The organism is Bifidobacterium saguini DSM 23967 (assembly GCF_000741715.1).
In the GTDB taxonomy this organism is placed as follows: Bacteria; Actinomycetota; Actinomycetes; order Actinomycetales; family Bifidobacteriaceae; genus Bifidobacterium; species Bifidobacterium saguini.
This window is the reverse complement of record NZ_JGZN01000018.1, coordinates 1-26297: the sequence shown is the minus strand read 5'-3', so window position 1 is coordinate 26297 and position 26297 is coordinate 1. Positions and strand designations below refer to the sequence as shown.

Annotated in this window: 26 protein-coding genes; 21 read left to right on the top strand and 5 right to left on the bottom strand. The window is 57.2% G+C overall.

Annotation, left to right across the window (positions count from 1 at the left end):
- Position 1 precedes the first annotated feature (1 nt).
- The 7 genes from BISA_RS10835 to BISA_RS12360 are packed head-to-tail and all read left to right on the top strand — an operon-like array spanning position 2 to position 4782.
- Positions 2-460, top strand: coding sequence for a hypothetical protein (locus BISA_RS10835; RefSeq protein ID WP_033891962.1), 459 nt, complete (start codon positions 2-4; stop codon positions 458-460).
- 8 nt (positions 461-468) lie between these two features.
- Complete coding sequence (locus tag BISA_RS10830) at positions 469-1569, top strand: phage tail tape measure protein (RefSeq protein WP_033891961.1); 1101 nt, start codon at positions 469-471, stop codon at positions 1567-1569.
- Positions 1566-2987 carry a hypothetical protein gene (locus BISA_RS10825; RefSeq protein ID WP_033891960.1) on the top strand — a complete coding sequence of 474 codons (1422 nt, stop codon included), beginning with the start codon at positions 1566-1568 and terminating at the stop codon, positions 2985-2987. Before BISA_RS10830 ends, BISA_RS10825 begins: the two co-directional genes overlap by 4 nt.
- The gene (locus BISA_RS10820; protein WP_033891959.1) at positions 2984-3514 is read left to right on the top strand and encodes a hypothetical protein; all 531 of its coding nucleotides are present in this window, start codon (positions 2984-2986) and stop codon (positions 3512-3514) included. The genes BISA_RS10825 and BISA_RS10820 overlap by 4 nt, the downstream gene beginning before the upstream one ends.
- Before the next feature lie 41 nt (positions 3515-3555).
- Entirely contained in the window at positions 3556-3921 is a 366-nt protein-coding gene (locus BISA_RS10815; protein ID WP_033892042.1) for a phage holin family protein, read from the top strand.
- Positions 3905-4108 (top strand): hypothetical protein, encoded by a 204-nt coding sequence (locus BISA_RS13020; protein ID WP_152597273.1) that lies wholly within the window; start codon positions 3905-3907, stop codon positions 4106-4108. The genes BISA_RS10815 and BISA_RS13020 overlap by 17 nt, the downstream gene beginning before the upstream one ends.
- 11 nt (positions 4109-4119) lie before the next feature.
- Positions 4120-4782 (top strand): CHAP domain-containing protein, encoded by a 663-nt coding sequence (locus BISA_RS12360; protein WP_051917552.1) that lies wholly within the window; start codon positions 4120-4122, stop codon positions 4780-4782.
- Positions 4783-4792: 10 nt separating this feature from the next.
- Here the strand turns inward: BISA_RS12360 and BISA_RS13505 are convergent, their stop codons facing one another.
- A complete protein-coding gene (locus BISA_RS13505) occupies positions 4793-4915 on the bottom strand; it encodes a hypothetical protein (protein ID WP_272945254.1) in 123 nt (40 codons plus the stop codon).
- Positions 4916-4955: 40 nt separating this feature from the next.
- Positions 4956-5795, bottom strand: coding sequence for a tyrosine-type recombinase/integrase (locus tag BISA_RS10800; protein WP_033891957.1), 840 nt, complete (start codon positions 5793-5795; stop codon positions 4956-4958).
- A 268-nt stretch (positions 5796-6063) separates the two neighbouring features.
- Between BISA_RS10800 and rpmE the strand changes: the two genes are divergently transcribed.
- The 3 genes from rpmE (at position 6064) to prmC (ending at position 8542) form a co-directional block, all read left to right on the top strand.
- A complete protein-coding gene (rpmE, locus tag BISA_RS10795) occupies positions 6064-6276 on the top strand; it encodes a 50S ribosomal protein L31 (protein WP_003830110.1) in 213 nt (70 codons plus the stop codon).
- A gap of 134 nt (positions 6277-6410) precedes the next feature.
- Positions 6411-7499 (top strand): peptide chain release factor 1, encoded by a 1089-nt coding sequence (prfA, locus tag BISA_RS10790; protein ID WP_033891956.1) that lies wholly within the window; start codon positions 6411-6413, stop codon positions 7497-7499.
- A 161-nt stretch (positions 7500-7660) separates the two neighbouring features.
- The gene (gene prmC / locus BISA_RS10785) at positions 7661-8542 is read left to right on the top strand and encodes a peptide chain release factor N(5)-glutamine methyltransferase (protein ID WP_033891955.1); all 882 of its coding nucleotides are present in this window, start codon (positions 7661-7663) and stop codon (positions 8540-8542) included.
- Between the two features lie 82 nt (positions 8543-8624).
- Here prmC and BISA_RS10780 read toward each other — a convergent pair whose 3' ends face one another.
- Positions 8625-9281, bottom strand: a complete 657-nt coding sequence (locus BISA_RS10780) for a sugar O-acetyltransferase (protein WP_033892039.1) — start codon at positions 9279-9281, stop codon at positions 8625-8627.
- Between the two features lie 203 nt (positions 9282-9484).
- On the opposite strand from BISA_RS10780, the gene BISA_RS10775 reads away from it, so the two are divergent.
- From BISA_RS10775 to guaB, 3 genes are all read left to right on the top strand, one after another.
- The gene (locus BISA_RS10775) at positions 9485-10153 is read left to right on the top strand and encodes an L-threonylcarbamoyladenylate synthase (RefSeq protein WP_420308767.1); all 669 of its coding nucleotides are present in this window, start codon (positions 9485-9487) and stop codon (positions 10151-10153) included.
- Complete coding sequence (locus BISA_RS10770) at positions 10150-11397, top strand: MraY family glycosyltransferase (protein WP_237746150.1); 1248 nt, start codon at positions 10150-10152, stop codon at positions 11395-11397. The genes BISA_RS10775 and BISA_RS10770 overlap by 4 nt, the downstream gene beginning before the upstream one ends.
- 75 nt (positions 11398-11472) lie before the next feature.
- Positions 11473-13023, top strand: a complete 1551-nt coding sequence (gene guaB, locus BISA_RS10765; RefSeq protein ID WP_033891953.1) for an IMP dehydrogenase — start codon at positions 11473-11475, stop codon at positions 13021-13023.
- Positions 13024-13232: 209 nt separating this feature from the next.
- On the opposite strand, the gene BISA_RS10760 is transcribed toward guaB, so the two are convergent.
- Positions 13233-14582, bottom strand: a complete 1350-nt coding sequence (locus tag BISA_RS10760; protein WP_033891952.1) for an IS3 family transposase — start codon at positions 14580-14582, stop codon at positions 13233-13235.
- Between the two features lie 266 nt (positions 14583-14848).
- On the opposite strand from BISA_RS10760, the gene orn reads away from it, so the two are divergent.
- From orn to amrS, 6 genes are read left to right on the top strand one after another with little or no spacing between them, the layout of a single operon-like run.
- A complete protein-coding gene (gene orn, locus BISA_RS10755; RefSeq protein WP_033891951.1) occupies positions 14849-15499 on the top strand; it encodes an oligoribonuclease in 651 nt (216 codons plus the stop codon).
- A gap of 60 nt (positions 15500-15559) precedes the next feature.
- Positions 15560-16789, top strand: coding sequence for a flagellar biosynthesis protein FlhF (locus BISA_RS10750; protein WP_033891949.1), 1230 nt, complete (start codon positions 15560-15562; stop codon positions 16787-16789).
- A 50-nt stretch (positions 16790-16839) separates the two neighbouring features.
- Complete coding sequence (locus tag BISA_RS10745) at positions 16840-18252, top strand: DEAD/DEAH box helicase (RefSeq protein ID WP_033891948.1); 1413 nt, start codon at positions 16840-16842, stop codon at positions 18250-18252.
- Between the two features lie 41 nt (positions 18253-18293).
- On the top strand, positions 18294-19286 hold the full coding sequence (amrB, locus tag BISA_RS13400) for an AmmeMemoRadiSam system protein B (RefSeq protein WP_237746149.1): 993 nt from the start codon (positions 18294-18296) through the stop codon (positions 19284-19286).
- A complete protein-coding gene (gene amrA / locus BISA_RS13395; RefSeq protein WP_237746148.1) occupies positions 19283-20053 on the top strand; it encodes an AmmeMemoRadiSam system protein A in 771 nt (256 codons plus the stop codon). Before amrB ends, amrA begins: the two co-directional genes overlap by 4 nt.
- Positions 20040-21167: an AmmeMemoRadiSam system radical SAM enzyme gene (gene amrS / locus BISA_RS10730; protein ID WP_081890120.1), complete on the top strand. Its 1128-nt coding sequence runs from the start codon at positions 20040-20042 to the stop codon at positions 21165-21167. The genes amrA and amrS overlap by 14 nt, the downstream gene beginning before the upstream one ends.
- 22 nt (positions 21168-21189) lie before the next feature.
- On the opposite strand, the gene BISA_RS13390 is transcribed toward amrS, so the two are convergent.
- The gene (locus BISA_RS13390; protein ID WP_051917551.1) at positions 21190-23346 is read right to left on the bottom strand and encodes an SCO7613 C-terminal domain-containing membrane protein; all 2157 of its coding nucleotides are present in this window, start codon (positions 23344-23346) and stop codon (positions 21190-21192) included.
- Positions 23347-23518: 172 nt separating this feature from the next.
- Here BISA_RS13390 and BISA_RS10720 point away from each other — a divergent pair, with 172 nt between their 5' ends.
- Both BISA_RS10720 and BISA_RS10715 read left to right on the top strand, forming a co-directional pair.
- The gene (locus BISA_RS10720) at positions 23519-25321 is read left to right on the top strand and encodes a proline--tRNA ligase (protein ID WP_033891947.1); all 1803 of its coding nucleotides are present in this window, start codon (positions 23519-23521) and stop codon (positions 25319-25321) included.
- A 262-nt stretch (positions 25322-25583) separates the two neighbouring features.
- Positions 25584-26084, top strand: coding sequence for a single-stranded DNA-binding protein (locus BISA_RS10715; RefSeq protein WP_051917550.1), 501 nt, complete (start codon positions 25584-25586; stop codon positions 26082-26084).
- Positions 26085-26297: the final 213 nt, after the last annotated feature.

The window sequence follows — 26297 nt, the reverse complement described above, 5'->3', positions numbered from 1 at the left end:
GGTGAAATCGGCCATTCTGGCAATTCGCATCATCGGCGACGCCACCAGCGCCGTGTCGGCTATGAACAAGGCGGAACAAGCGTCAGCGAGCTTCAAGGACAAGCTCGGCAAGGCATCCGTGGCCGCAAGCGCCGCATTATCGGCAATCGGGGCCGGCGCGGCGTCTTGCGCGAAGAACGCCGCGGACCTCCAGCAGTCCATCGGCGGCGTGGAGACGGTGTTCGGCTCCAGTGCGCGGAAGATGCTCGAATGGAGCAACCAGGCCGCGCAGTCCGTGGGTTTGTCGAAAAACGAGTACAACGAGTTCGCCACATTGGTCGGCTCCCAGCTGCAGAACTTCGGCATGAGCGTGGAAGAATCGGCCTCTAAAACCAACGAGTTGATTGGACTCGGCGCCGATCTGTCAAGCATGTTCGGCGGCAGTACCTCCGAAGCCGTGGACGCGCTCTCATCGGCCTGAAAGGGGAGATGGACCCTATCGAGAAATACGGCATCTCATTGAACGACGCGACTCTTCAGGCTCAGGCCGCTTCAATGGGATTGGGGGACCTGTACAAGAGCGGCGACCGAAACGCGAAGATGCAGGCCACCCTGGCGGCCATCACCGCGCAGTCGGGCAAGGCGGTCGGCAACTTCGCACGCGAGGCCGACACCGCGCAAGGCCAGCAGCAGCGCATGGCCGCCGCGTTCGAGAACGCCAAGGCCACCCTGGGAGAGGCGCTGCTGCCGGTGCTCACCACGGCGGCACAGAAACTCGCCGAACTCGCCAACTGGGTCCAGAAGAACAGCGCATGGCTCACGCCCCTCGTGGCGGCCGTTGCCGCCGTCGCTGCCGTGATCGTCACGTTGAACGCCGCCATGACCGCCTACTCGGTGGTTGCCGGCATCGTCGCCATAGCCCAGGGGTCCGTTAACCTCGCGTTCCTGCCAGTCGTGGCCGTGATCCTCGCCATCGTGGCGGTCGTGGCCCTGCTGGTCATGAACTGGGACACGGTGAAAAAGGCCGGAGCCGCGGCGGCACAGTGGATAGGTGACAAATGGAACACGTTCACGGGCGTTCTCACCGGCGTATTCCAGAACATCAGGCAATGGGGAAGCGACACCTGGAACAACATAAAGGACACCTGCAAGACAGCCATCGATAACGTCAGGGGCTTCTTTGACGGTCTCAAGGACAAGGTGCTCGGCATATTCGACGGCATCGTGGGGGCCATCAAGAACGCTTTCAAATGGGTATCCGACCTATGGGGCAAGATAACCGGCGCGAAAAACGCGGCCAACGGCATCAACGCGCAAGGCTACGCACTCGCCCCCTCCACGCTCCCCGCACACCGGTACGCCATGAGCCGTGAAATCACGGCCGTCACGCAGGCCACGCCGTTGCCGTCGCTTGCCCGCGCCGTACTCACGGCACCTTCCAACCGCTCCGACCAATCAAGGCCGGCGACCGTGAACGTGAACATCAACGTGGACGCGCACGGCAACCTCGACAACGACCAAGTGGCCGGCCAGATCGTCACCGCGCTCGACCGTTGGGCCCGAGTAAGAGGAAAGGAACTGGCAATATGAGCACAGCAAACAAACTGCCAGAGACCTGTCATGTGTACCTTGACTTGGAACAGTTGCCGAACAGTGAGGACGGCGGTTCAATGCCGGTGCCTCTCTCGCCGTTCACCATCGAATGGGGAACGACCGAACCCTGGGCCGAAACCGTGCCCAACGTGCTCAAAATCACGCTCATAGACCAAAACGGAAGATACGCGCGCACAGGTGACACCCTTCTCGGCCATCGCATCACAGTGACCCCCGACTGGACCAACAATCTTCCCGGCCCGGTGAACTTCTGCATGTTCGACGGGTTCATCACCGATACACAGATACTCACCGCAGAAACCGGACACAACCGGATAAGCGTCACCGCATCCGATCGTCTCTATATCCTGCGCACCGACTGCCGCAAAGGCCCCAACTGGAACCGAGACGAAAATTACGCTGCCGGGTTCCAATGGTGGCCAAGCGGCACCATAGTCAGCCAAATGGCCGCATGGTTGGCCAATGACGGCATAAACAGCCACTGGCATCCTTGGCGTACCTATCTAGCACCCATTGACGCCTCCGAACGTGCGAGCCTTTTATCTTGGATTGAGTCAACTAAGACCCGGCAGATCAACGGCAAATACATGTTCGAAATTGACCGAATGCTGTTTATCGGTTACCAGTCGAAAGATGCAGCCAAAGTTCCGTCATTCGAAGCCTTCTATCTGAGATGGGACATAGAAACCGTGCTAACCGGCCCGCGCGTTCGCGCTGGAGACGACAACACTGATATCGGCTTGGATTGGAGATATGCGGATGCCGGCTACATACTCGTAGACCCGAAGCCGCAGCTTTCCGGCGCGAACACCTATTACACGCAGCTGGAACTCAGATACTCGCATTTGAAGGCCACGACCTCATCACCCCTTCGAAAGTACGAGGTGACGCATGACGGAAGCCTGATCAAACAGATCGAGACCGAGAAACGCAACGGTGAAACCTGCCTGAGCATCGAAGCGAACTGGGCGGATTCAGGAGAGGATGGCAGTATCGGCGTGGTCGATACCACGCGGGCGGAAGCCGTGTTGAAAACGCAGAACCGAAGAACCCTGTTACCCGAGGTCACCTTCAGAAGCGACCGGCTCAACCAGATGTGGTTCTACTGCCGCCCCCGCATCGCCATGATCATCGGCTCACGCTTCGAACGCACCACGCCCTCCACGCACGGGCCTTGGGCCATCATCGGCGGCACGCTCACCTATGACGCGACCGGCAGGAAAGGCCATTGGACGCACAAGGTTCGACTGTTCCCCGCCGTGGACGCATCCAGCGGCGGCGCTCTGACCTGTGCGGACATGAAGGCGTTGAAAAGCGCCGCGACATTCAACGAAGCCAACTGGAAACTGGGAGCCTTGCGCTACGTGACAAAGACAGGAGACGAACCCGCATGACGGTAAGCACCACGCCAATCTTCCAACTGCCCTACCCGGAAGACAACGAGCCGGTCAGAAACCTTCCCGATATCCTGCAACGGCAGGCCGAAGGCATCGAAACCGCTTTGAAGAGATTCGACTTCAACGACACCGATACGGACCAATACGCGTCCAGACTCGTCAAGGTCGAAAGCCAGCTGGCCACACTCGGCATCAGGACCGGCGCGTTCGGCTACGACGGAACGAAAGTCACAGTGACCGTCAACAGTCTTCTACGCCTGGGCAATCTAGTCATCGCATCAGCCGTGTTCACCTACAAAAGCGGCGTGATCACCAGCAGCGGAGCTTCCTACGACCCCCTTACCGTTCCCACGGGATTCGGCAAGAACGTGACCAGCCGCAGCCGCATCAGCATCACCCACAGCCAGATAGCCCCCGACACCGACGACTCATGCGTAGTCGGGCACGTCATCCGGCAATGGTCCATCAACAATTCCACCAGCGAATACTCGCTCATGGGCATCTGGACCACCGACGACGAATAAACCGACCATCAACGAAGAGAAAAGGAAAAACCATGCACATCATGCAGACAAGCGAAATCGCAGCCCTGTCCATCGTCGGCATTCTCATCTGCCTGGACTACCTCACCGGGCTCATGAAGGCAGCCATGCAACACGACATCAGCAGCGAGAAGATGCGGTTGGGCCTATGGCACAAAAGCGGGCTAGTGCTCGTCATGGTATTGGCCGAAGTCGTGGAACGCGGCCAGCAATACCTTGACATGGGATTCGCCGTGCCGCTCATCATTCCCGCAGGCGTCTATATCAGCATCACCGAGATCAGCAGCATTCTGGAGAACATCGGAGAAATCAACCCCGGAATCAAAACCGGCCCCATCATGCAGCTATTTCGCAGCGTCAAGGAACCGAACAATGGGACCCAGGCATGAAAACCGTGGCGATTCTCTGGCTTCTGGGCCTCGCCATCGTGATTCTGTTCATCCACGGCAGCGACACACGCCGCTGAACGGCCTGACCGACTGGCTGCTGGCCATCGGGGCCTGCCTGTTCCTCGCCGTGACAGCCGGCGTTTTCGCCACCGTGTTCGTATACCTTGCCCTCGCTCTTCTTATATGAAAGGAACCATCATGAACATCGACCAATTCATCCAGACCTACAACGGCAAGACCGTGGACGTTGACAAGGCCTATGGCGGCCAATGCTGGGACCTATGGAGCCGATACGCGCAGGACGTGGCCGGCGTCCCCCAGTCAGCCACGCACACCAGCAACGGCTACGCCGGAAGCGTGTACACCGGCACATGGAACAAACAACCCGCGTTGCGCGCCAAATTCGACCGATTGCCGGCCAGCGCCACGCCACGCAAGGGAGACGTGGCCTTCTGGGGCAACGCTCCGGCCACCCCGCACACGCATGTGGCCATCGTTCTCGCCGACCAAGGCGGAAGCCTGCTATGCCTGACCCAGAACCCAGGGGCCACGCATCAAGGCAGCATCACCAAAAACGGGTTGCTCGGCTACCTGAGGCCTAAGACCGTTGCCGGCACTTCGCAGTCGAACGGCATCGCCGGCGCTTGGCGCGTCAACGTGGCCAAACTCAACGTGCGAGCCCAGCCAAGCACCGGCGCACAGATCGTGGCCCAATATTCGGCAGGCCAGACCGTCAACCTCGACGGCTGGACCACACGGGCAGACGGCTACGATTGGGGTCGATACATCGGTGCATCCAGCGGCAAGCACCGCTACATCGCCCTGGGGCCTGCCGGCACAACCAGCTACCTCACACGTTGAATCGTGCCGGTCAATGGAATATAAGCCATAGCGAGATACCCAGCACCGCGAGGCCCGCGCCCATCAGCAGCAGACAGCCCGCAAGCTTGAGCAGCAGACCGAGCAAGGTAAGGAAATCAGATAAGCGTTTCATATTCGCATCCTATCAATCTGGGCTCATGCGGCCGATACGGTCACACCGCCAACGCGGCGACCATGCCTCTCAGATGCTCGGGAGGCATGGCCACATACCTTTGCGTTGTGGCCACGCTCGTGTGACCGAGCAAAGCGCACACTGCCAACAGATCGCGTGTCTGGACGTAGGCGCGCGTGGCCGCTCGGTGGCGCAGACTATGCGTGGAATAGCCCGCTGGCAGACGGCGGCTTATTATCTTGCCGACACGTTCCGGCATGATATGGCTCTTTCCGCCGTCGTTTCGAGAGGGAAACAGCCAGCCGTCACCCGCCTGGGTGATGCGATCCGCCAGGTCATCGGTCAACGGCACAAGCCGTTGCTTGTTGCCTTTGCCGTTCACTATCAGGCTTCGCCCTCCCCACGCATCGGCCATCACGTCCGTGCCTCGTATCTGCGCTATCTCGCTTCGCCGCAACGCAAGCTCCGCACCCAACCGGACCATGAGCCGGTCACGTTCGCTCATACCCTCCATAGCCAGGCGTATGCCCGCATCGGGGCATGGGTGCGGATGCGGCCGCGATCCTGCTATATGCGGCAGCTTCGCCGCGGGGTCCTCGGCAATCAGACCGTGGTCATGCATCCACTCAAAGAAACCGGTCAGCGTTGCCCGAATGCCCTTGCGCGTCTCCGCTGCCAGATGCTCGCGGCCCATCCATGTCTCACAATCGGTTCGTGTGACCTGTTCCGGTGGCTTATCGACCCAGCGGGCGAAGCCTGCCAGCTTCAAACGTCTGGTGTCTATCGTCGTGGAAGCGCGCCCGCATGCCGTGAGATACGTCAGCCATTGCTCGGCCGGTTCCTTCCATGAGTCAGGCCACGGTTGTCTCTGCATTCTCATATTGACCACCTCCCTTGTGGTCATCTGAATGTAGGACCACTCAGGCTGCTAAGGTGAACAGCCGAAAAAATGCGCGGCCGCGCAGGGGCTTGGACCCTGGACCGAGGCCGCCCGGTCCAGGGTCCAAGCCCCTGCGGCCCCACTCATTTTTTTCAGCGGGGCATGGACTGCACGTCCATGTACGCGAGTATTATCTTTCAGGTTCCGGTTCACGCTTTGCCATAGGGGCATTGCGACCCGGGTCCCCCGAATCCATAGGAGACGTAAAATGCAGCAGGGTATCCATCCTGATTATCACCCAGTTGAGGTGACTTGCTCTTGCGGCAACACCTTCGTGACCCGCACCGCTGGCAAGGAAGATCACATGTTCGTTGACGTGTGCTCTCAGTGCCACCCGTTCTACACCGGCAAGCAGAAGATTCTCGACACCGGTGGTCGTGTTGCTCGCTTCGAGAAGCGCTACGGCAAGAAGAGCAAGTAGCATACTTCACGCCAGTCCGATGGGTTTGGCATGCTTCGGCATGCCTTCCGAGGACTGGCGTTTTTGTATCTATAGGCATCTGAAACCGTTCAGTATTGATTGTTGACTGATTGTTGACTTTGGAAAGAAACGTTATGGCAGACGAACAGTTCCCAGCGGCGGCAACCGCACTTGAGGAGTACCAGTCCATCGAAGAGCAGATGGCAAGCCCCGAAATCGTGTCGAATCCTGATAAGCTGCGCAAGCTGGGCCGTCGTCACGCCGAACTGGGCGCTATTGTAAGCGCTTATAAAACATGGCTGCAGATTAAGGATGATCTTGAAGCCGCTCAGGAAATGGCCGGCGAAGATGCCGACTTCGCCGAGGAGGCCAAGAGGCTGGAAGCCGAGTTGCCTGCTGCCGAAGAGAAGCTGCGCACCGCATTGATTCCGCGTGACCCGGATGACGCGCGCGATACCATCATGGAAATCAAGGCTGGCACTGGTGGCGAGGAGGCCGCACTGTTCGCCGGCGACCTGCTGCGCATGTACACGCGTTACGCCGAAAAGCGCGGTTGGACCGTGAACATTCAGTCCGAGAACACCACCGAGCTTGGCGGTGTCAAGGACGTACAGATTGCCATCCGCGCCAAGGGCACCCCCGCTCCGGAAGATGGTGTGTGGGCATCCATGAAGTATGAGGGCGGCGTGCATCGTGTGCAGCGCGTGCCGGTTACCGAATCGCAGGGGCGTATTCAGACCTCCGCCGCTGGCGTGATTGTGTTCCCGGAAGCCGATGAAGACGATGATGAGATCGAGATCGATCCGAAGGATCTGAAGATTGATATCTTCATGAGCTCTGGCCCCGGTGGCCAGTCGGTGAACACCACGTATTCCGCCGTGCGTATGACCCATATTCCCACCGGCATCGTGGTGAGCATGCAGGATGAGAAGTCGCAGATCCAGAATCGTGCTGCTGCTTTGCGCGTGCTCAAGAGCCGCTTGCTCGCCATGAAGCATGAGCAGGAAGCCGCCGAAGCCGCCGATATGCGTCACTCCCAGGTGCGTTCGCTGGACCGTTCCGAGCGAATCCGTACCTACAACTTCCCGGAGAACCGTATCGTCGATCATCGCACCAATTACAAGGCATACAACTTGGATGCTGTGCTCGATGGCGATCTCCAGGCCGTCATCGACTCGGATATTCAGGCTGACGAAGCCGATCGTCTGGCCAATCAGAAGTAATTCCTTATTAAGTTCAGCAGAGTAGTTTGGCCGGGGTTGGCGGGGCATATGATGTTCGACACACTCAAGGCCGTTCGGCCAAGCTTACGGTCTCACATCACATGCCCCGCCAACCCCTCCTGTGCTGATATATAACATCTGCGGCCGGATGGGATGAATGAGTGACGACCGTCAGTGATGTGATTCAGAACGCAACGGCTCAGCTGCGCGAAGCTGGAATTGAAACGCCCGAGCATGATGCGAAACTGCTGTTGGCTGAGGCCGCAGACATCGAACTGCGCGATATCGACAAGGCTCTGCTGATGGGGGAGCCAATCGACTTTGACACTGCGCGATTCCAAACGATGCTTGAACGCCGTGCCAAACGTGAGCCGTTGCAATACATCGTGGGCCATGCTCCGTTCAGATATCTGGATCTTGCAGTCGGTCCCGGTGTGTTCATCCCTCGCCCGGAAACGGAAACCGTAGTACAGGCAGGGCTTGATTGGATGACCCAGCGCGGACTCATGCATCCTCGCGTAGTTGATCTGTGCGCCGGTTCTGGTGCTATCGGACTTGCCGTGGTTACGGAAGTACCGGGCAGTCAGGTGTGGGCTGTGGAACTTTCGCCGAGAACTGCTGAGTGGACGCAGAAGAATCTGGTGCGCACTGCCAAGCAGTATCCTTCCATCGCCTCAAATTATCAGCTGGAAGTCGGCGATGCCACATCATTGGCGACTTTGGCGCAGCTTGACGGCACTGTGGACATGGTGATTACCAATCCGCCATATATTCCCGAAACTGATATTCCCGAGCAGCCTGAAGTGCGTGATTGGGATCCGGAATTGGCATTATATGGTGGCTCAGCGGATGGCACATTGATTCCCGAGCGCATCATCGAGCGTGCTTTCCGTCTGTTGAAGCCGGGTGGTGCGCTGGTTATGGAGCATGATATCAGCCAAGGCGATCGTCTTGTGGCTTATGCACGAGCCACTGGGTTTGCTAACGCTTCCACTGGCAAGGATTGGACCGGACGCGATCGATACCTGTTCGCGGAAAAATAGTTGCTTCTTATGATTTGTGGGACGCAATTGCAATTGTGTCGAAATTGCAATTGCGTCCCACAATCATCATTAATATGATCACTCACTGCGCGTAATACTGCAGAACAGACGCGTCCTTATCGGTGATTTCCTTAATCGGGCGCGCAGGATTGCCCACGGCCACCGTGTGCGGCGGAATATCGCGCGTTACCACCGAGCCGGCACCGATTACGCAGCCCTCGCCAATCGTCACACCACCAATCACGGTCACATTGCCGCCAAACCAGCAGTTCGAGCCAATCACAATCGGCTTGCCGTATTCATAGTCATACATCGAACCATCAGCGGCCTGGCGCACATTGCGATCCTGCCAGCGCAGCGGATGCATCGGCGGCAGTAGAGAAACATTCGGGCCGAAGAGTACATCATCGCCGATGGTCACTGGATTGCAATCAAGCACAGTGAAATTGAAGTTGGCGAACACGCGCTCACCGATAGTGGTATTGCAGCCGTAATCAAAGAAAATCGGTCCAAGCACATCTAGTCCCTTACCGTGTCCTGGCAGCAGTTCGTCAAGAATCGCGTTGCGGGTGGCATGATCGGCGCGAGAGGTGGCGTTGAATCGAGTGCACAGATCGGCGGCTTTATCGCGCAGAGCAACAAGCTCAGGGTCGGCGGGATTATAGAGTTTGCCAGCTAGCATCTCTTCGCGCTCGCTGGCACGCGGCATACGCGGTTCAACGGGAGGCAGCTCGTTCATGGATTCGTTGCTCACAACGTCACTCCTTTATTTGCCTTGAGAAACAAAAATCTTGTCCATTGTATAAGTGCAGGGGAGTGCGGGCGATGGGGTGACCATGTGTTGAAGTCATGCAATGCGGGCAAGCGTATGCTTGACGCACGTCGTGGTTCGATGATGCAATGGTAGATTGTTGCATACGGTAGTGAACGGAGATGACAGGCATGGGGTCCACGCAAACATTGAAAGTCACGGATGAGTCGCTGGCGTTGGCGTCGCGCATCGTGAATGAGGGTGGACTGGTCGTTATTCCTACGGATACCGTGTATGGTGTGGCCTGCGACCCGCGCAATACCGACGCTATTTCGCGCGTCTATGAGCTGAAGCACCGTCCGCGGTATAAGGCGTTGCAGGTGCTGCTGGCTTCCATCGACCAACTTGACGAGCTTGGACTGGATTTGCCGTCGCCATTGAACCGTCTGTCTGCGGCTTTTCTGCCCGGCGCATTCTCTCCGATTGCCGTTGCCCGCCCAGATTGCACATTGGCAACGTTGGCTGATACCGGGGAAGGCCGACCGGGAACCCAAGGTATTCGTATTCCCAACTCGGCGTTGTGCTTGAGCATTCTGCGCGCCACAGGTCCGCTTGCCGCATCCAGCGCGAACCGTTCGGGTGAGGAAAGTGCGCAAAGTGTTGAAGAAGCCATGCGCGCATTTGGCGGCGATGTTGATTTGTATCTGGACGGCGGCCCGACTCCGGGGCATGTTTCCAGCACTGTGGTAAAAGCCGACCCTTATGGGCGCGACGGCATTGAAATCCTGCGTGAGGGAGTCATTGCGCAAAGCATGATTCGCAAGGCTCTTCACCTGAACGGCGGAGGACTGGGCGCGTGAGAATCTATCTGCTGATTGCGGCTATTGCCGGCGGTGTTACTTGGTTGGTGACTCCGCTGATACGTCATGTGGCTATTGAAATCGGTGCTGTGGGTGAAGTCCGTGCACGCGATGTGCACACGATTCCAACGCCGCGCATGGGCGGCCTCGCCATGCTCATTGGATTTACCGTAGCTACCGTGTTCGCCAGTAAAACCATGTTCCTTTCCGGATTGTTCACTGGCAATTACCAGATGTGGGTGATTCTGGCAGGTGGCATCATGATCAGTCTGCTGGGCATGGCCGATGATCTTTGGGATCTGGATTGGATGCTCAAGCTAGCTGGCCAGCTGCTCATCTCGGTGTTCGTGGCGTGGGGCGGTCTGCAGATTATCTCCCTGCCGCTTGGAGGCTCGCTGATTACCGCTTCGCCAAGCCTGTCTATGGCTATCACCGCATTCCTGATTGTGGCTTCGATCAACGCGGTGAACTTTGTAGATGGTTTGGATGGTCTGGCTTCCGGCATTGTGGCCATCGGCGGCATCGCATTTGCGATTTACTCCTATATCATTGCCCGCTATTCGCCGAGTTATGCTTCTCTGGCCACCCTGATTGATGTGATGATGGTTGGCATTTGCGTGGGATTCATTCTTCACAATTGGCATCCCGCCAAACTCTTCATGGGTGATTCCGGCTCAATGCTACTGGGATATCTCATTACCTGCGCTTCGATTGTGATGACGGGTCGCCTCGATCCGGCATCCATTCATCCGAGTATCTATCTGCCGGTGTTCATGCCGATTCTGCTGCCGATTCTGGTACTGTTCCTGCCGGTGCTTGACATGTGCCTGGCAATTGTGCGCCGACTGGCCAAGGGACAATCGCCGATGCATCCGGACCGCATGCATTTGCATCATCGAATGTTGCGCATCGGTCACTCGGTGCGAGGCGCTGTGCTGATTCTATGGGGTTGGGCGGCGCTTATCGCCTTTGGTTCGCTGATGATTCTGTTCTTTAAAGCGCAGCATGTGTTGATCGGCATGATAATTGCCGTGGTGGTGCTGACTGTAGCCACTATGTATCCGTATCTCAAGCATCGTATTCCGGAAATGCAGGCTGAAGGCCGTGCAATGGAAGCGGCGCGTGAAGGGGCGCAGCATATAGCTGCACCAATGCACACGGCTGAGATGACAGAAGTTGCTGGAAAGGCTCCCGAAAAGACTGAGGTTGTTGAGATCGCTCAGCCAGAGCGTACTGACAAATAGCTATAATTTGTCGATATCGTGACCGCTAACAGCAGTGTGTCGCCAGAGGTCAGCGCATGTTCATATAGTGTTTACATGGCTACAAACCTTGATGAATTGAACGCCCAATCGGCGTACGCCCCTCTTCCCCCGATTTTCGCCAAGCTCGGCCTTGCCTATGACGATGTGCTGCTGCTGCCGAACGAGACGGATGTCATTCCTTCCGAGGTGGATACCAGCACCCATCTGACCCGTAAGATCACGATGAAGGCCCCAGTGCTCTCCGCAGCTATGGATACCGTGACCGAGTCCGAGATGGCTATCGCTATGGCTCGTAACGGCGGCATTGGTGTGCTGCACCGTAATCTTTCCATCGATGATCAGGCCGCTCAGGTCGATGTGGTCAAGCGTTCCGAGTCCGGTATGATTACCGACCCGCTGACCGTCAGCCCGGAAGTCACTCTGGCTGATCTCGACAAGCTGTGCGGCAAGTTCCACATTTCCGGTCTGCCGGTTGTGGACAAGGAAAACAAGCTCGTTGGCATCATCACCAACCGTGATATGCGCTTCATCGCTTCCGAGGATTACGACACCCTGAAGGTTAAGGACGTGATGACCAAGGAGAACCTGGTCACCGGTCCGTCCAACATTTCCAAGGATGACGCTCATCGTCTGCTTGCCCAGCACAAGGTTGAGAAGCTGCCGCTGGTTGATTCCGAAGGTCACCTGACCGGTCTGATTACTGTGAAGGACTTCGTCAAGACTGAGCAGTACCCGGATGCCACCAAGGATGAGCAGGGTCGTCTGCGTGTAGCCGCTGGCGTTGGCTTCCTCGGCGACGCTTGGCAGCGCGCTTCCGCTCTGATGGAAGCCGGCGTGGATGTGCTCGTGGTCGACACCGCCAACGGCGAGGCTCGTCTGGCTCTCGACATGATCTCCCGTCTGAAGCACGACTCCGCATTCGACAATGTTCAGATCATTGGCGGCAACGTCGGCACCCGTTCCGGCGCTCAGGCCATGATTGACGCTGGCGCTGACGCTGTGAAGGTTGGCATTGGCCCCGGCTCCATCTGCACTACCCGTGTGGTCGCTGGTGTTGGCGTGCCGCAGCTCACCGCCGTGTACGAGGCTGCTCAGGCCTGCCGCGCCGCTGGCGTGCCGTGCATCGCTGACGGTGGCATCCACTACTCCGGCGATATTGCCAAGGCTCTGGTTGCTGGCGCATCCTCCGTGATGCTCGGCGGCGCCCTCGCAGGCTGCGAGGAAGCCCCGGGCGAGAAGGTGCTTCTGCACGGCAAGCAGTACAAGCTGTACCGTGGCATGGGTTCTCTTGGCGCTATGGCTCCGCGTGGCAAGAAGTCCTATTCCAAGGACCGTTACTTCCAGGCCGACGTGACCTCCAGCGATAAGGTTGTGCCGGAAGGCGTGGAAGGCGAAGTGCCGTACCGCGGACCGCTGAACGCTGTGCTGTACCAGATGCTCGGTGGCCTGCACCAGTCCATGTTCTACATTGGTGCTCACAACATCGCCGAAATGCCGGAACGCGGCCAGTTCATCCGCATCACCGACGCTGGTCTGCGCGAATCCCACCCGCACGACATCGTGATGACCGCGGAAGCTCCGAACTACTCCGGTTTCCACAACTGATCTGATTCCTGACTTGGGTCAGGGTTGATTACTGCTGAAAGGGCTCGCTGATGCGGGCCCTTTTCGCGTATATCCCTTGGATTCACATCAAATACATGGATCGTGTGGATTGCGTTGCTTACGTGGATTACATGGATTGACTGTAGGAAATTGAACAGTCACTGTAGGAAAATCCCCTTTGAGGGGGGTGCGGATGTTTTTTTGGACGGCTAGGCGGCCAGTCCAAGGTGTCTACGGTATTGCACCGGGCTCATCCAGCCCAATGACTTCTTGATTCTGGTCTCATTGTAGTGGGTGAGATAGGCGGTGAGGCGACGGCGGAACTCGTCGTAGTCCACGCCCTTCCAATCACGCCCGTGGTAGAACTCGTTCTTGAGCCTGCCGAAGAACCCCTCCGCGGCCGCGTTGTCCGGACTGCAGCCCTTCGCGCTCATCGACCTGGTCAGCCCGTTCTCCTCGCATATCGCGATCCATCCGGGCCACCGGTAGTGGCAGCCACGGTCCGAGTGCACGACCGGACGCTCGCCGTCCCCGAGCGTGGCGACGGCGTCCAGAAGCATCCGGTTCGCCATGCCGGCGTCCGGCGAACGCGACAGCGTCCAGGAGACCACCATCCCGTCGAAGCAGTCGACCACCGGGGAAAGCCAGCACTTGTACCCGTCCATGGTGAACCGGGTGACGTCCGTGACCCACAGCCGGTTCGGCGCATCGGCGTGGAAGTCGCGTTCCACGAGGTTCGCGGGCGCCTCGCCCACCTCGCCGGCATAGGAGCTCCAACGTTTCGGACGCTTCAGATACACGGGCCTGAGGTCCTCCTCGCGCATGATCCGGCGCACGACCTTCTCCGAGACGACGAGCGGGTCCTCCCCGTCCAGGCGCAGCATCCGGTGGATGCGCCGATAGCCCCACACGCGGCCGCCGTCCTCGAACAGGCGGCGGATCCGCCCCCGGAGAGCGGCGCACCCGTCGCCAGCGGCGACGGCGCCACGCCCGTGGTAGTACGTGCTGCGCTTCAGACCCACGGCCTCCAGAGCGCGGGCCAGACCGAACTCACCCCTGATCGCGTCGACGACCCGCGTCCTCTCCCCGTTCGTCAGCGTGGACGGGTCGAGGAGCGGGCCGTCGGCTTTTAAAACCCTGATCGTCTCCCTCATCACCGCGTTCTCCAGCCTGAGGTCCTCCACCCGGCGGCGCAGCGCCTCCACATCCTCCGCGCCGGCCACGCCGCCATGCCGTCCCACCGCCATCGTCGCACCGCCTTCCACGCGATACCCGCAGGCCCACGCACACACGCTCGACGGCGTGCATCCCACCGCCGCGGCGACCGCCTTCACGTCGCCGGTCTCCATGAGCATGCGAACGGCCTTCAACCTGGTCTCAAGCGTATACGTCGCCCCGTACCCGCCGGGGACCGGCGGACGATACCGGGCATCGGCGCGAATCCACGCATAGACCGTGGCCCGCACGGGCATGCCCTCCATCGCGGCTATCGCACGCACGCTCAACCCATCCACGAAATGCAGATCAAGGGCACGCGACCTCAACTCCTGCGGATACATCACGGACTCCAATCCGGACGCCCAAGCGTCCAACTTTTCGTCCGCACCCCCTGACTGTAGGTTTTCCAACGAAATATGCTCAAAAACCTACAGTCAGCGTTTGAAGTCCTACAGTCAATATCCAAAGTCCGACAGTGAGTGTTCAAAAACCTACAGTCATAGGAAGATTTTCAGGAAAGATAACCCGTATGAGCCTTGTAGGCGTTGGGGTATAGTCTGAACTGTTCTTGTAGTAATGGGTGACATAGAAGAAAAGAGGCATGAGCATGGTTGATAGCCATGATGCAGAGACTTACAGCGCCAAGGATTCGCGCCTGATTTGGATTGACTGTGAAATGACTGGACTGGATATCTTCGGTGGCGATGAGCTGGTCGAAGTGTCCGTGGTTCCCACCGATTTTGACCTGAATGTACTGGACGAAGGTGTCGACTTCGTCATCAAGCCGAGCCAGAAGGCCGTGGACCACATGAACGACTTCGTGCGCAATATGCACACCCGCTCTGGCCTGATTAACGAGTGGGAGCACGGCCTGAGCCTTGAAGAAGCTGAGAAGAAGGTCACTGATTATGTACTGCGCTTCACTCCGGAAGGCGTAAAGCCATTGCTCGCCGGCAACACTATCGGCTCCGACAAGAAGTTCCTCGACCATTACATGCCGAACCTGATGAGCCATCTGCATTACCGCAGCGTGGACGTGAGCACCTTCAAGGAACTTGCACGCCGTTGGTATCCGGCCGTGTATGAGAACCGTCCGCCGAAGAACGGTGGCCACCGCGCGCTCGCAGACATCATCGAATCCCTCGATGAGCTGCGCTACTACCGCAAGGCATTCATGGCTCCGGTGCCCGGTCCGGATGATGCTCAAGCCAAGGCCATCTCTGAGCAGATCGTGGCTACCAGCCTGCTCAATAAGTAGCATCGTTTATACGCTGGTATTGGATGTATAGGAACTCATAGAAGGCAAAGAAGGCTGTCAATGGGTATTTTTGGTAAGCGTGAGAGTATCCCGCCGATTCCGCGGATTCTTCCGGTATTCGGCAATGTGCCCGTGGAACAGGCTTTGCAGAAAGCGGCGGTAATCGAGCAGGAGATGCAAGAGCAACGTCAGTACACGAAGAATGAGTCTGCTGCATCTATGCAGCAGGTGCCAGTTGCTGTTGAGCAGCCAGCTGTTCGGCGCTCGCAGCCTACGCCGGTGTCAGTTCCGCAACAGTCGCCGGTTGTTCCAACGCAGCCGGTGAGCCAGACGCAGTCTGTTCCTCATTCCAATAGTGCTTCTACAGATGCGGCAAGAGAGGCGCAGCTCGAAGCGAAGCGAGCGAGTTCAGCGAAACAGCGTTCGCAACGTAAAGATGCAGAGAAAACTACGGTTGATGCGATGCTTCCGCAAGAAGAACGATCCGTGGTTGAACAAGCAATCATTGCAATATCTCGAGATAAAGCAACTGCTAAAGCCAATACAATCGCCACGACATTGGTAAGTGGTAGGGGAATGGCTCAATATTCCCTGGATCAGTTACCGCAGTTCGTCATTCTGAGGAATCTGCTGGGTTCTCGTGTGATTCATATTCTCATGGAGGAGATGGAAGAGCGGGGCGAGGAAAAGATACAAGGGGCGAGTGCACAGACATTGAATTCGGGAGAAAATACAGCATCTGTGCCGTGTTCGAATGATCAAGATACGTTGGCTCCGGCTTCTGCCGTGGCTTCGAATGCGTCCGTGCCGCCATCTCCAATTGTTCCGGCTTCTCAGGTTTCCGATGCGCCGACTGCGGCTGTTCCTCGCAATCACGCTGTTGATAAGCCAAAGCGTCAACCTCGGCCGCGGAAAATGAGTGAAGCGGAGTCAGCTGCGCGCGCTGAACGCCGGCGTCAGAGTGAAGCGCAACAGACGGCATACCTTCAGCAATTGCCAGCGAGTGATCGTGCCATTGCCGAACAGGCAATTGCCGATATGGTGACACAACTGACTGCAGAGAGCAAGGAACAGCCTGCTCTTTCATCCGTCACTTATACGCTTGCGGGCGAACCGGCGGATTTTATCGTTCAAGCCGGATTGGCCAACCATCCTCGATTTGGTGAATTGCGCGGCAGATTCAGCAAAGACGATTTGCGCTTCATCGCAACGGACATGGTGAATCGTGGTGTGTTGATCATGGAGAATCGTCGTCTCAGTTTGCCGAATGCACATGGTTTTCAGGCCTAGGTTTCAATCCTAGAACCACTTAGCCATAGAAAACCATAGAAAGTAGAATTATGCGTCAAAGCGAAGCTCTGGCCATTCTGAATGCTGGCGCGAATGTGTTTTTGACTGGTGCCCCTGGTGCCGGCAAGACCTTTACGCTCAACGAGTTCATTCGGCAGGCCAGGGCTGACGGCGCTGATGTGGCCGTTACTGCGTCCACAGGCATAGCGTCCACGCATATCAACGGGCAAACTATTCATTCGTGGAGCGGTGTGGGTGTGGCCACAAGCCTGACCGCCAACCTGCTGAAGCTCATCAAAACCCGCCGCAAACGCAAGATTCAGGCCACCGATATTCTCATCATCGATGAGGTATCCATGTTGCATGCCTGGCTGTTCGATATGGTCGATCAGGTTTGCCGTGCCGTTCGCCGGGACCCAAGACCATTCGGCGGTATTCAAGTTGTGCTGTCCGGCGACTTCTTCCAGCTGCCTCCGGTTTCGGTATCCGGGCGTAACAATGATGTGATTGCGCCGACGCCGGAATTCGTGGCAGCCCGTGAACAATACGCCAAGGCGGGTAAGAATCCGGAAGGATTCGTGACCGAGTCCTTGGTCTGGGATGAACTCAACCCTGCCATCTGCTATCTGACCGAACAACACAGGCAGGATACCGGCGATCTGCTCACCGTGCTCACCGACATTCGCGAAAGCAACGTAACCCAAAACGACCGTGATGTGTTGGTGACTCGTTTGGGAGTCATGCCGGAACCCGGCAAAGTGGCAGTGCACTTATTCCCAGTGAACCGCCAAGCCGATGGGCTGAACGATTTGCGATTGCAACAGATTCCAAGCGAAAGCCATGAGTTCTTCGCTGAGACCGCCGGCCCGGCGAATCTTGTCAGCCGGTTGAAAAAGAACATGCTCGCCCCGGAGCATCTGGTGCTGAAGACTGGTGCAGCGGTCATGGCATTGCGTAATGATGCCGACCGTCAGTTCGTCAATGGTTCGCTGGGCACTGTGCGTGCGTTCTCGCCTGAGGCTAAGGGCGGCTGGCCGATTGTGGAATTCGAAAACGGCAACATCGTTACGATGAAACCAGCCACTTGGGAGATGATGGATGGAGAGACCGTGCTGGCTTCGGTTTCCCAAGTGCCGTTGCGCTGTGCGTGGGGCATCACCATTCACAAGTCGCAAGGCATGACGCTTGACCGCGCGGTGATGGACCTGCGCCGAACCTTCGCGCCCGGCATGGGTTACGTGGCGCTGTCCCGTGTGGAATCGTTGGGCGGACTGTATTTGGCCGGGGTCAATAATCGCATGTTTCTGGTCTCGCCGGATGCCGTGACGCTCGACGGCACCTTACGCGATGCTTCCGCTGCCGCCAGCGACCAGCTCGCCCAAGAAGGTCCAACTGTCTTCAAGCCATCCGCAACCGCGCTCGACGATGCCGACGACGACTTCGCCCAAGAATCTTTATTCTGATTGTTCCGTGACGGCTACCATAGTGTGTAGGGGTGGTCGTTATGGTGCATTTCGATATATTCCATGAGAACAGTGACGTTCGCGATAGTGATAAGAGGCAGCAAGGATATGTGCGCCCGGCTGCGGTGGCTGGCGCGTTTTACCCAGCGGATAGAACACGGCTTAAGCACCTGATCAATACGCAACTTGATTATGGGCGCGCACTGCTTAGACAGTTGGAGCCGCAGCTGCCCGTAGGAGTGCCGAAAGCGGTGATTGTGCCGCATGCTGGATACATGTATTCGGGTACGACTGCGGCGCTCGCCTACGCATTGCTGGAACGTGGGCGCGGGGTAGTAAAGCGTGCGGTGATTGTTGGTCCAACACACCGTGTTGCCGTGCGTGGCATCGCCTGTTCTACTGCAATAGCATTTGCAACACCGCTCGGTGCGGTACCAATAGATGTGGATGCGGAGCGAAAGGCTTTGGAACTGGTAGCTGATGAGCCGTTGCGTTCCGGCATACATGCCCATCCGGGTGCACCGGCGTCGGCAATGATTGTCAACGACCCAACCCATGCGCAGGAGCATGCGGTGGAAGTGCAGATTCCATTTCTGCAAACTGTATTCGGTCCGAATCTAACCATTGTGCCGTTGAATGCTGGTGACGCAAGCCCTGAAGAAGTGGGTGACGTTCTGCGCGCGCTGTGGGGCGGTCCGGAAACCGTAATCATTATCAGCTCCGATTTGTCTCATTATCATCCTGAGGCTTATGCGCGGCAACTTGATGATGAGACTATCGACAACATCGCACACTTGAGACTCCCCATTCATCCGCGCAGGGCGTGCGGAGCGTATCCAATTAACGGGCTACTTGATGTGTTGGTGCGTGGCCTTAAAACCGCACAGTGTGAAACGACGCGTGAAACATCTGATGAAGAAGAGGGAGACAGCCATAAGCCTCAGCCGAACAGTTTGACCTTCGGCTCCTTGGGCGCAGCACCTCTGGTGATGACGGTGTCGTATCGCTTGCTGGCAAGTCACGTTCGGATATGAATGATCCGGATGAACCTGTGGTTGGTTATGCATCATTTGCCGTATGGCAAAACGCGAATACTGGTATCGGCGATGCGACTGCACAGAATACCAACGCTGTCAATGGTTCTGATGGCAATACTACGAATCGTGAAACGGCTCAGCAAGGCAAGGCAGCCGACAATGCTGATGAAGTAGTCTCTGGTGCAGCCATGACTACGGACCACGGCCGTGTGCTCCTCGGCCTCGCCCGTGCCGCTATACGCCAGCATCTTGGTCTAGATAACAAGCCGGAAAGCGCGCCAGACATTATTATCAAGCAACATCCTTGGCTGAATGAGTCCGGTGCCAGTTTCGTGACACTCACCGAACACGGCCAATTACGCGGATGCATCGGTACATTGGAAGCCTATCGCTCGCTTGGCAAGGATGTATCCGACCATGCCGTTGATGCAGCCGCGCACGATCCACGATTCTTTCCTGTTTCACCGGAAGAATACCCGCTGCTGCAAGTGGAGGTCTCGGTACTAGGAAAGCCGATGACGATGCCAGTGCGCTCGCGAACAAAACTTGAGCAAACATTGCAGCCCGGCAAGGATGGTCTTATCCTGACCGACAGCCAAGGCCGTAGAGCCACTTTCCTTCCGCAAGTTTGGGAACAATTGCCGAATCCGCATGATTTCGTCTCGCATTTGTTGGCAAAAGCCGGCATCAAACCGTCGTATGACTGGAACAATGGCGAAATCGAATGCGAACGGTACGAGGTGACCGCGTATGCCGAACACTAAGGTGGTCTTTCGCTCGGGGCAGAGTGCGGTGACATCAGAGCCAGATACAGTACCCGTCACAGTGCCTCCTTCAGCCATTGGCCGTTGGCAAACGCGATTCAATGACGGCACTCGTCGCGCTCGCTGTGAACTCTGCCCGCGCCGCTGTGTGCTAAAGCCTGGGCAACGAGGCTTCTGCTTCGTCCGCTCGAATCATGATGGCGTCATCGTTTCGGATACCTATGGCCGCAGTTCTGGTTTCGCAGTGGATCCGGTGGAAAAGAAACCACTCAACCATTTCCACCCTGGTTCCAGCGTGCTGAGCTTCGGCACGGCTGGCTGCAATTCCGGGTGCCGTTTCTGCCAGAACTGGGATATCTCCAAAGCCCGTGACTTCGACAAGCTTGGTGTAGAGGCGAGCCCGGAGAAAATTGCGCAGGTAGCGGCGGCCCGCGGCATCGATTCGGTGGCGTTCACCTACAATGATCCGATTGTGTTCGCGGAATACGCAATCGATACAGCTGAAGCTTGCCGTGCGCAAGGTATCCATCCAATCGCTGTCACCGCTGGATACATGAGTGCCGAAGCGCGACCGGCTTTTTATGCGGCGATGGATGCGGCAAACATCGATTTGAAAGGCTTCACCGAGGATTTCTACTGGAAAGTGACTGGCACACATTTGCAGGATGTGCTCGACACCATTGATTATGCGGTGAACGAGGCGCGCACACCAGACGGTAACCATGTGTGGGTTGAACTCACCACCTTGCTGATTCCAGGGCTTAACGATGATGATGCACAACTGCACGCCGAATGCACATGGATTCGCGAACGCCTCGGCTCTGATATACCGCTGCATTTCTCCGCATTCCACCCGGCTTGGAAAATGCAGGATATTCCGCCAACTCCGCATAAGACGTTGACTCGTGCGCGCGAAATCGCTCTCAACGAGGGACTGCATTATGTGTACACCGGTAATGTGCATGATCGCGTAGGCGACACTACGTATTGTCCGAATCCGCAATGTCATGCCACACTTATCGAACGTGACTGGTATCGCATCATCACTGATCGACTCAGTGGCACTGATGGGCGTTGCCCGGAATGTGGCGCGTCTATTGCCGGGCGATGGTAGCTATGTGCACGAGTTGGCGTGACTAGCGCAAATCGCTGATACGCGAAGCCAAAGTGCGTACGGATTTAAGGCTGGCCTCATACCGTGCTGCGGCGGCAATAAGAATCACGCCACCAATGAGCAACCACACCCACCAATAATGGCGGGAGAACTCCGCAAGCCACGGCCACACCACAATCAACAAGTGCACAACAAGAACCACGGTTCCGTAAATCAGCGGTGCTTGCAGACCCAACGCAGCACCCAGCAGCAATGCACATAGCGACATGGCAAACAGCGCAAGCATACGTGGTAGTGAAGGCGGCTCTACGCAACTGATGAGCAACGACGGTACCATCAGCAATGTCAAAGCCGGCCATAATGTTGGCCAACTGCGTGAGGCTGGCTTTACTTGCAGCCAGCGGACTCCGACAATCAGCGTAGCCGCGCCAGACAGCATGGCGATAAGATCCACAGGCGCATATGGTTGCGGATCGGTCCATGCCAGAAACAGCAGCACGATGCCGGTAACTGCGGTGAAACAGGTCACAATGATCTGCGCTGCGGTAAGCAGGTTCAAGGTTTGCCGTGTTGGAGAGACGTGTGGTTGCGGGAACGCTTGTTCCGGTGTTGGGGGATAAGGGCGGGGACGCAAGGATTCCGGATGCGGTTGTGTACTGCGTGCTGGAATGAACGGCGATGGCGCAAATGTCGCTGATGCGGACTGCGCTGTCTGTGTGTTCGTGGAGCGTGAGACAAACGGCACGGCGGCAACTGGCTGATATTGTGTTTGCGCCGCGATAATCCAGAACACTACGCATATCGCAAGCATCATGACATATCCCACGATGGAAACCACCATCGGTAGTGGGCTGCCATGCGTAAAGTCGCCGGCAATAAGAATCAGCAGCATCCACGATCCCATAACAGCGGCGGATATGCGCTCCTGTGAGCTCAGGGCTATGCTGCGACGCATGAGCAATGTAGCAGCAATTAAAGCAAAGCCGGCAACGGTGATTGCGGCACAATCGGCAATAGTGCGTGCGGCTGGATCGTTGCTCATCGCATCGGTTAATACGCGGCGCAACAATGATTCCACAGTAATCGTCAATGTCCAGAAGAATCCCAGCACAGGCGCTATACGATGTGCTGGATGCAGCAGTTTGCCCGTGCGGATAGCGGGTTTCTTATACAGTATGACAAGAATCGCAGCCCACAACGCTGGTGGGATAAAACTGGTAATAGCGGTGATCCACAGCGGATCGGCGCCATCGATAGTTGTGCAGCCGAATATGGAAACAATGCCCAGTGTGATCATTGCCGCAATAATTGAAGCCATCCATTCGAAATCAGCGTAGCGAGCCTGCTGCGGAATGCGAACAATAGCGGCGAAAACAATAGACACCAGCGAGCCAACGGATGCAGCCAACACCCATTGCACGTCAGTATTGGGGATGGGCATTGCCGAAATGAATGACATGAACGCGAACGGCAACGCGCACATGGCGTACAGTGTGGTGGCTCTGAGTGGCAATGCCGAGGTGGATGTTTCTGGTTTGGCCGCCGGTTCAGGAAGATGCGCCGCCATTGCACGCAGGGCATATGCCAGAGCGGTAATGCACAGGATGATAAGGCCTGATGAGTAGCCGTCTGAAATCACTCGCGCTACTGGTGGGATATCACCAATGAGCACAGCATCGATGGAAAGCGCCGCAAGACCAGCCCAGGTCAGGCCTTCAGCGGTGACGCGCAGACGCTTGGTCAGCAGCATGCCAATAATCAGTGCTGCTATGCCGACTATGCCAATGCATACCGCACGACCAATGTCTCCGAGCAGACCATAGGCAAACGAAGCGAACGCAAACACGGCGATAGTTACGAGTGCTACGCCGAGAATCAGCAATAGTATTTGGACGCTGGAATGCTTGGGCTGATTTGGCTGGGAATACGGGTTAGATTGAGCCGGCACAGGCATTGGGTTGGTATGTTGCACAAATGATTGCGCATATGCCTGAGGCTGTGCTGGCGATTCGGGTTGCGGTTGGAACGGCGAATACTGCGGTGCTGGCTGTGCCGGTGACAAATTGCGCTGCTGCCATGCCGGCGACGCCGATTGCATTGGCGGCTGTGCTGGTGGTTGTGTTTGCTGCGGTTGCGGCTGCTGCGGTTGATTTCCCCAATGTTCGGTCGGTTGCGTCATTGTGCCCCTCCTGCCCCTTCACTATCACAATTCTTGCACGCCGGTTCAGGAAAGCCAAGATGGGCAAGTCCACAAAATACAGTACGAAATTTGTATCTTGCTTCAGTGCATAGCACAGTATGTGCGTTGCGATTACACAGGCTTGTCGGTTCACGCGAATATCTTGGAACCTATGACTTCCAATACCCTTCGTATGTCTACTTTGTTCCTGCGCACGTTGCGCGAAGACCCGGCGGACGCGGACGTTGATTCCGCAAAGCTGCTGCAGCGCGCCGGCTACATCCGTAAGGCCGCCCCCGGCATCTGGACCTGGCTGCCGCTCGGCTTGCGCGTACTCAATAAGATTGAGGCCATCATCCGTGAAGAGATGGCCGGCATTGGCGCTCAGGAAGTGCACTTCCCGGCTCTGCTGCCGCGTGAACCGTATGAGGCCACCCATCGCTGGGAGGAATACGGCGACAACATCTTCCGTCTGAAGGACCGTCACCAGGCCGACTATCTGCTGGCTCCTACCCACGAGGAAATGTTCACCCTGCTGGTCAAGGACATGTACTCGTCCTACAAGGACCTGCCGGTCGTCCTGTACCAGATTCAGACCAAGTACCGCGACGAGTTCCGCCCGCGTGCCGGCCTGATTCGCGGCCGTGAATTCGTGATGAAGGACGCCTATTCGTTCAATGTGGACGAAGAGGGCATGCGCAAGGCATACATGGACGAGCGTGGCGCCTACGAGCGCGTGTTCCAGCGCATCGGCCTCAAGTACGTGCCGGTGTTCGCCATGTCCGGCCCGATGGGTGGCTCCGCTTCCGAGGAGTTCCTGGCTCCGATGGCTATCGGCGAGGATACCTTCGCGCTGGCTCCTTCCGGCAAGGCTTGGAACGTTGAGGCTTTGCACACTCCGGAACTGCCGGAAATCGACGCTTCCAACACTCCGGCCGCCACCAAGGAATCGACGCCGGACGCCAAGACCATCGACAAGATGATCGAGCGCGCCAACGCTGATCACCCGCGTACTGATGGCCGCGAATGGGCTGCCTCCGACATTCTCAAGAACGTGGTCATCGCCGTCAAGCATCCTGAGGATGAGGAGCATGACGAGCCGTGGCGCGAGCTGATTGTTGTCGGCGTGCCGGGAGACCGTACGGTTGACATGAAGCGTCTCGAGGCGCAGTTCGCTCCTTCCGAGCTTGAAGAAGCCACTGAAGAGGACCTCAAGAAGCATCCTGAACTCGTGCCGGGCTACATTGGCCCGATGGTGCTTGGTCCGCAGGCTGAGGCCGCAGGTGTTAAGGAACCGTTGCGTTACTTTGTGGATGCGCATGTGGTCAGGGGCTCCGCATGGTTCACCGGTGCCGACGAACACGAGGTGGACTACTACAACCTGGTCTACGGCCGTGACTTTGAGGCCAGCGGCGTGGTTGAGGCTGTTGAGGTTCGCCACGGCGACATGAGCCCGGACGGCTCCGGTCCGTTGAGCTTCGAGCGCGGTGTGGAGATCGGTCAGGTCTTCCAGCTGGGTCTGAAGTACTCCAAGGCCCTGGACCTGAAGGTTCTGGACCAAAATGGTAAGACCGTGCCGGTGTGGATGGGCTGCTATGGCATTGGCGTTTCCCGCGTGCTTGCATGCGTTGCCGAAACGCATCACGATGAGGCAGGCCTCGCTTGGCCGTCCGTAATCGCTCCGGCTCAGGTGCATGTGGTGGCCACCGGTAAGGATGCTCAGGCGTTCGAAGGTGCCGAGAAGCTGGTCGAAGAGCTTGAGGCCAACGGCGTCGAGGTAATCTACGATGACCGCAAGAAGGTTTCCCCGGGCGTGAAGTTCAAGGATGCCGAGCTCATCGGTGTGCCGACCATCGCCGTGGTGGGCCGCGACTTCGTCAACAACGGTACGATTGAAATTCGTGACCGCAACGGCGAGAACAAGGTTGCTGTGCCGGCTGACGAGGCTGTGAAGACCCTGCTCGAGCGTCTGTAAAGGCTCGTGCCGAGCTGATTAACGTCATCCTGCTCACATGCAGGGTGGCGTTTTTTGTTGTTGTGCTTTGTTGTGTTGATTCTTGTGGATAACCAAAAGTTATCCACAGTGTTGCAAACCCCGTCATAGTATCCACATTTGCCAGTTGCCCTTGTGTAGTTGAACCGCCATGCCTCACAGTGGAGATATCGCCGAATTCACCGATCGATGATGACCGAGACGATTCGGCGGGTTCACGACATTGTGATGAATGAAAGGATTGATGATGGCAATACAACAGGCAACGGTTACCATAACCGGTTTTGTGGCAAACGATCCCATACTGACGGAAACACCGAATTTTACCGTATTGAACTTCCGCATCGGGTCGAGTAGGTCTCGTCTTGACATGTCTACAGGGGAGTGGAAGGACGTCGGCTCATGCTGGATTCCGGTCAAAGCTTTTCGAGCATTGGCGGTGAATACCCACAAATCCATCCGCAGAGGGGATAAACTCATCGTTCTTGGAACACTGACCACCGAACAATGGAAAACCGAACAAGGCGAGACGCGCAGCCGAATGGTGTTGGAAGCCAGCAACATCGGTCACGATTTCAACTATGCAACAACCACGTTGACCAAGGTGCCTCGTACCAGTCAGGAGAATAAAGCCGAAAACGTTGCGGCTCAGGGCGTCACATTGCAAACACGTTCAGAGGAGGAACCGAATCAGCGGCAGAACATGCCAGCTGACGATGATTTTGAGAGCAACTCTGGAATATAAAAACAACAGGCCTTTCGCTGTTTGGTGTGGGTGAGTGGGTCGGGGGGGGTGGTGGTGCTGGTCGGGTAGTTTGGGGGTATGGATACCACGTCGTTGTTCACCGCCGCCCTGCAACTGCCTGACCCGTGGAGGGTGTCGGGCGTGGAGTTCCGTGACGAGGAGGACGGCGAGACGGGAACTGCATAKTCGCGATCGGGTTCGCGGCGGTTCGGC